General features: G+C 60.0%; 4 protein-coding genes and 1 pseudogene. All 5 read left to right on the forward strand.

From position 1 onward, the window contains the following. A pseudogene (locus KBF66_RS18490) lies at nucleotides 1-546 on the forward strand (molecular chaperone HtpG); the annotation flags it as partial. Between the two features lie 178 nt (nucleotides 547-724). Beyond that, nucleotides 725-2,263 carry an ATP-binding protein gene (locus tag KBF66_RS18495; protein ID WP_296661041.1) on the forward strand — a complete coding sequence of 513 codons (1,539 nt, stop codon included), beginning with the start codon at nucleotides 725-727 and terminating at the stop codon, nucleotides 2,261-2,263. Next, nucleotides 2,263-3,816 (forward strand): ATP-binding protein, encoded by a 1,554-nt coding sequence (locus tag KBF66_RS18500; protein ID WP_296661043.1) that lies wholly within the window; start codon nucleotides 2,263-2,265, stop codon nucleotides 3,814-3,816. Before KBF66_RS18495 ends, KBF66_RS18500 begins: the two co-directional genes overlap by 1 nt. Beyond that, entirely contained in the window at nucleotides 3,813-5,366 is a 1,554-nt protein-coding gene (locus KBF66_RS18505; RefSeq protein ID WP_296661045.1) for a response regulator, read from the forward strand. The genes KBF66_RS18500 and KBF66_RS18505 overlap by 4 nt, the downstream gene beginning before the upstream one ends. 104 nt (nucleotides 5,367-5,470) lie before the next feature. Next, nucleotides 5,471-5,932, forward strand: a complete 462-nt coding sequence (locus tag KBF66_RS18510) for an FKBP-type peptidyl-prolyl cis-trans isomerase (protein ID WP_296661047.1) — start codon at nucleotides 5,471-5,473, stop codon at nucleotides 5,930-5,932. Nucleotides 5,933-6,080: the final 148 nt, after the last annotated feature.

Genomic DNA, 6,080 nt, shown 5'->3' on the forward strand with positions numbered 1-6,080 from the left:
GCCAAAAACAGCCCGCAGCTCGAAGTGTTCAAGAAGAAGGGCATCGAGGTGCTGCTGATGACCGACCGTGTTGACGAGTGGGCGCTCAACTATGTGCACGAGTTTGATGGCACCTCGCTGCAAAGCGTGGCCAAGGGCCAGGTCGACCTGGGCAAGCTGCAGGACGAGACCGAGAAAAAAGCCGCTGAAGAAGCCGCCGAAACCTTCAAGCCACTGCTGGCCAAACTGAAAGAAGCGCTGAAGGACAAGGCCGAAGACGTGCGCGTGACCACCCGCCTGGTCGACAGCCCGGCCTGCCTGGTGGTGCAGGACCACGGCATGAGCACGCAACTGGCGCGCATGCTCAAGCAGGCTGGTCAAACCGCACCCGATGTGAAGCCGGTGCTGGAAGTCAACGCCGAACACCCGCTGGTGAAAAAACTGGAGGGATCGGTCAACTTCAACGACCTGGCGCACATCCTGTTTGATCAGGCGTTGCTGGCTGAAGGTGGCTTGCCGGACGATCCGGCAGCCTATGTGAAGCGCGTCAACGCACTGCTGGTCTGACCAAGCAACCGATTGGCCTCTAGCGCTTATAGATATTGCAGTTACAGCTCTGATTAATAGAGCTCCGTAAAGCACCCAACCCCGCGGCTTGCACAGCTTGCGGGGTTTTTTTCTGGTTTTTAGAAGCAGCTTGCGCTATGCTTACGCAAGAGGTTCCGGGGCTTTCGTGCCCTGCATCATGTTGCCCAAACACCCGATCGCCATCCCTGCCCTGATTCGCCAACGCCGCTACTGGTTGTTGCTGTGGGTGCTGTGGGCCGTGACGATGGCAGTGGCGCTGCGAATCAATGTGGCACATCTTCGCGAACAAAGCATTCAGGTGGCCGCAGAGGGTGCCCGCAACGTGTTTCGCATGGTGATGCTGACCCGCAGCTGGAACGAACAACATGGCGGTGTGTACTTGCAGGCGTCTTCACACCCGGCCCCCGCACCCGGCGCGCCCGGCACGGAGCCCGGTCCGACAGATTTCACACGGATCAACCCGGCCCACATGACACGGCTGATCTCGGAGCTGGCCGCCAGCGACGCTGGAGCGGTTTTTCACATGACCAGCCTGAACCCGCTACGCCCGGACAACCAGGCGGATGCGTGGGAAAGTGCCTCGCTGCGCGCATTTGAAGGCGGTGCCAAAGAAATCATCAGCATCGAGCCCAGCCCGGGCGGCGACCTGCTGCGTTACATGGCCCCCTTGCAAGTGCAGCAGCCTTGCATGGTTTGCCACGCGCAGCAGGGTTATCGGGTCGGTGATGTCCGGGGTGGTATCAGTGTGACACAGCACTATGCACCGATTGCAGCACCCACCGAACTGAGCATCCGCCAGTCGGCACTGGCCCATGGCGCGGGCTTTGTACTGGTGTCCTTGGCCGGCTGGTTGCTGCTGGAGTTGCTGCGTCGGCGCTGGCGCGACCTGGTTGGCAAGATCGAAGAGCTCAATGCCACGCGAGGCGAACTGGTACAAAGCGAAAAAATGGCCTCGCTGGGGCGCATGGTGGCGGGTTTCGCCCACGAGATCAACACGCCAGTGGGTGTGGCGGTGGGGGCGGTGTCGCAGCATGAGGAGACCCTCAACCGCATTGACGCGCTGCTCAGCACCGACGAAGTCAACGAAGCAGCCCTGCGCAGTGAGCTTTCCAGCCTCCGGCTCGGCGGTGCACTGGCGCTGTCCAACCTGCGCCGTGCCGCCAGTCTGGTGCAGAGCTTCAAGCGCACCTCAATCGACCAGTCGTCTGATGAGGTACGGACCTTTGCCATGAAGGAACTGATTGACGACGTGCTGTTTTCCCTGCACAACCAGTTCAAGAACCTGCCCATCAGCGTCAAGGTCAACTGCGCGGACGGTTTGAACCTGCAAGGTGCCCCCGGTGTGCTGGAGCAACTGTTGACCAATCTGCTGATGAACGCCATTCAGCACGCTTTTGACAATGGCCGGCGCGCCGGACAGATTGATATTCGGGCTGACCGCGACGGCAGCGATCTGCATCTGCTGTTTGCCGACAACGGCGTGGGGATGAGCGTCGAGCATCTGGCGCGTGTGTTCGAGCCGTTCTACACCACACGCCGTGGCCAGGGCGGCTCGGGGCTGGGACTCTATATTTGCTACAACATCGTCACTGCCACGCTCGGTGGCAGCATCCACTGTGCCAGCACCCCCGGCAACGGCTGCCAGTTTGACGTTCGCCTGCCCGCCCGATTTGCTGACGACCTGCAGGCACGCTGATGCGCACCATCCTCCACACACCCCGGTTTATCCGTCAGCGGCGCTGGTGGTGGCTGCCGCTGGCGCTATGGGCGGCTGCCGTCGGCTGGTCGCTGAAGACGCATTGGAATGACATTGAACACAGCAGCGTGCAGGTGGCGACCCAGGGAGCACGGGACATGTTCCGGGTGGTGGTCCTCACCCGCAACTGGAATGCCAGCCATGGCGGTGTCTATGTGCCGGTGACACCCGCCATCAGCCCCAACCCCTATCTGCGCCACCCGCAGCGCGATGTCACCACCACCACCGGCATGGTGCTGACACTGGTCAACCCGGCTTACATGACGCGGCTGATTGGGGAAATTGCCCGCATCGATACCGGTGCCATCTTCCGGCTGACCAGTCTGAAACCGATTCGTCCACAAAATGCACCCGATGACTGGGAGCGTCAGGCGCTCACCGCCTTCGAGTCCGGCACACTGGAAACCATGGCGGTCCAGCCCAGCCCGGACGGCGACCTGCTGCGATATATGGCGCCGTTGCGGGTGGAAAAGCCCTGCCTGCAATGCCATGCTGAACAAGGCTACCAACTCGGCGACATTCGCGGTGGCATCAGTGTGTCGCAGCGTTACGCTCCGATCGCGTCAGCCATTGCCGCCAACACCGGGCAGTCCACGCGGATTCATGCCGGTGTGTTTGTGCTGATCACCGCGCTGGGCTGGGGTCTGCTGGAACTGTTGCGCCGACGCTGGGCTGAGCTTTCGGGCAAGATGCAGGAGCTCGAAGCCACCCGTGGTGAACTGGTACAGAGCGAAAAAATGGCCTCGTTGGGCCGCATGGTGGCGGGCTTTGCGCACGAGATCAACACCCCGGTGGGCGTGGCGGTGGGCGCCATTTCTCAACACGAAGAGACACTGGCGCGCATCAACGCGCTACTGATGCAGGAGGACGTGGACGAGAACCGCCTGCGCGATGAACTGGAGCAGCTGCGCCTTGGGGGAGCCCTGGCCCTGTCCAATCTGGAACGCGCGGCCAAGCTGGTGCAAAGCTTCAAGCGCACCTCAATTGACCAGAGTTTTGACGATCTGCACGACTTCAATGTCAAAGTGCTGATCAACGATGTATTGTTCAGCCTGCACAATGTGCTCAAACGCCTGCCCATCCGCATCGAGGTGGACTGCCCTGAGACATTGCGGTTGCGCGGCCTGCCTGGCGTGCTGGACCAGGTGCTGACCAACCTGGTGATGAACGCCGTGATGCACGCGTTTGACAACGGCAAACGGCCCGGCCACATCCACATCGCCGCTGAAACCCAAGAGCAAATGCTGCACCTGAGCTTTGCCGACGACGGGGCAGGCATGCCAGCCAGCAGCGTGGCACGCGTTTTTGAACCATTTTTCACCACCCGGCGCGGTCAGGGCGGCTCCGGTCTGGGCCTGTACATCTGCTACAACCTGGTCACCACGCGCCTGGGCGGAACCATCCATTGCACCAGCGCTGCCAACGCCGGGTGCCGTTTTGATATTCATTTTCCGATACAAGTGCCGCACCGACTGCAGAAGGACGCCTCATGAAGCTTGTTCGCTCAACCCACCCGCTGGCCACCGATGGCCAGCTGGACGCCCCGCGCCATACCTGGAAAATCCTGGTGGCAGATGACGAACCCGACATCCGAGCGCTGACACGGCTGAACCTCAAGGGTTTTCACTTTGCCGACCGTGATCTGGAGTTTCTTGAAGCAGCGTCAGCCTATGAGGCGCGCGACTTGCTGGGCAAACACAAAGACATTGCGGTGGCGCTGATCGACGTGGTGATGGAAACCGACGACGCGGGTCTGCGTCTGGTCGAGTACATCCGCAAAGACCTGAAAAACCCGATGGTGCGCCTGATCATACGCACCGGCCAGCCTGGCCTGGCGCCTGAGCGCCATGTGATTGACCACTATGACATCGACGACTACAAGGACAAAACCGAGCTGACCGCCGGGCGGCTGTACACCACAGTGCGCTCGGCGCTCAAGTCCTACCGCGACTTGCGCACCATCGACCTCAACCGGCTGGGCCTGTCGCAGGTGCTGCAAGCCGCACCCGATATCTACCGCATCTCCAACCGCTCGCTGAACCAGTTTTTTCAGGGCGTATTGACACAGATCATTGGCCTGTGCAACCTGACAGACTCGAGTTTCATCTCCACCATGGGCGGCATGATTGCCACCTTTGAAGAAAGCACGGTCACGGTGCAAGCCAGTTCTGGCAACCTGACCAGCCCCGAGCGTTTTGAGCAAATCCGCGCACAGTGCGTGGATTCGCTGCGCACCGGGCTCATGCCTGAGGGCCTGCGCAAAGGCTCGTATGTCGTGCCGCTGATGGTGCAGCGCGAGCCGCTGGGTTTTATTTACATCGAACCCACCAACCACCTCAGCGAAGCCGATCGGGATCTGATTGGCGTCGTCGCGCAACAGTGCGCCAGCGCGCTGGAAAACTTGCGACTGCACATTGACCTGGCCCAGTCGTATGACCACATGATCGACATGCTGGCCACCATCGCTGAGTTCAAGGACAGCACCACCGGCAGCCACATCAAACGCATCGACAGCTATACCCAGCGGGTGGCCCTGGAGCTGGGCAGTACGCCAGATGAAGCGGTGTTTTTCGGCAAAGCCAGCCGCCTGCACGATGTTGGCAAAATTGGCATCTCTGACGCCGTGTTGTGCAAGCCAGGCAAACTCGATGTTGACGAGTTTGCTCTGATCCAGACCCACACACGCATGGGTGGCACCATCCTGGCCCATGACCGGTTTCTGGCACTGGCGTGCGAAGTGGCACTGCACCACCACGAGCGCTGGGACGGCAAAGGTTACCCCGATGGACGACCGGCACGCGAATGCCATCTGGCGACGCGAATCGTCACGGTGGTCGATGTGTTTGACGCCCTGGTCAGCCGCCGACCTTACAAAGCCCCTTGGGAGCCCAAGCTTGCGGCGCAGGAGATCAGCCAGGGCGCAGGAACGCAGTTTGACCCCACCGTGGTGGCGGCATTCCTGAAACTGTTCCATACTGGCCAGTTCGACGACCTTATTGACAGCACACGCCAGCAAGAGCAAGCCGCACCACGCAATGGATGATTTTATGGACTTTTTTGCCCATAGCGCTTGATACAATTATCTTTATAGCTATTTTTTAGGTAGCTTTTTTATCAGACGGATTCAACTTCTTTGACTGTATTACCATGAAAATTGGCACCCACAACACCCTCCTGATCGCCACGCTGTCCACGGTTCTGGCCTGCCTGACGCCAGCGGTAAAGGCGCAAGATGCCATTGCAGCCGCGTCAGCCAAAGAGTCCGGCGCAGTGGTCACCGCCAGCGGACTGGTTTATCGGTCGCTGAAAGACGGCACAGGTGAGAGCCCCAAGGCCACCGACAAGGTCAAGGTCAACTACCGTGGTACCTTTGCCGATGGCAAGGAGTTTGACAGCAGCTACAAGCGCAATGAACCGATCGAGTTTGGCCTCAATCAGGTCATCAAATGCTGGACTGAAGGCGTGCAACGCATGAAAGTTGGCGGCAAGGCCAAGTTGACTTGCCCGGCCGCCATTGCCTACGGTGCGCGGGGTGCCGGCGGTGTGATTCCGCCCAACACCACGCTGCTGTTTGAGGTGGAGCTTTTGGCCATCAACGCCAGCAAATAGACAGCAAACCTTGATCTAACCGCAGTATTTTCCAATTCAGGTATGAGCCTGAAGGGTGCGCAATTTGGTTGACTTCGGGGTGCGGGCTGACCGGGTTAAAAAGGGGAGTTTAAGGGCTTACTTCCCGGATCCCTGAGTACGGCTGTTT

The organism is Rhodoferax sp. (assembly GCF_018063565.1).
Lineage (GTDB): Bacteria > Pseudomonadota > Gammaproteobacteria > Burkholderiales > Burkholderiaceae_C > Rhodoferax.

What these genes read in the sequence shown, in the direction of transcription:
- KBF66_RS18495 (WP_296661041.1), top strand. Translation starts at nt 725, where the DNA reads ATGTTGCCCAAACACCCGATCGCCATCCCTGCCCTGATTCGCCAACGC.
- KBF66_RS18500 (WP_296661043.1), top strand. Translation starts at nt 2,263, where the DNA reads ATGCGCACCATCCTCCACACACCCCGGTTTATCCGTCAGCGGCGCTGG.
- KBF66_RS18505 (WP_296661045.1), top strand. Translation starts at nt 3,813, where the DNA reads ATGAAGCTTGTTCGCTCAACCCACCCGCTGGCCACCGATGGCCAGCTG.
- KBF66_RS18510 (WP_296661047.1), top strand. Translation starts at nt 5,471, where the DNA reads ATGAAAATTGGCACCCACAACACCCTCCTGATCGCCACGCTGTCCACG.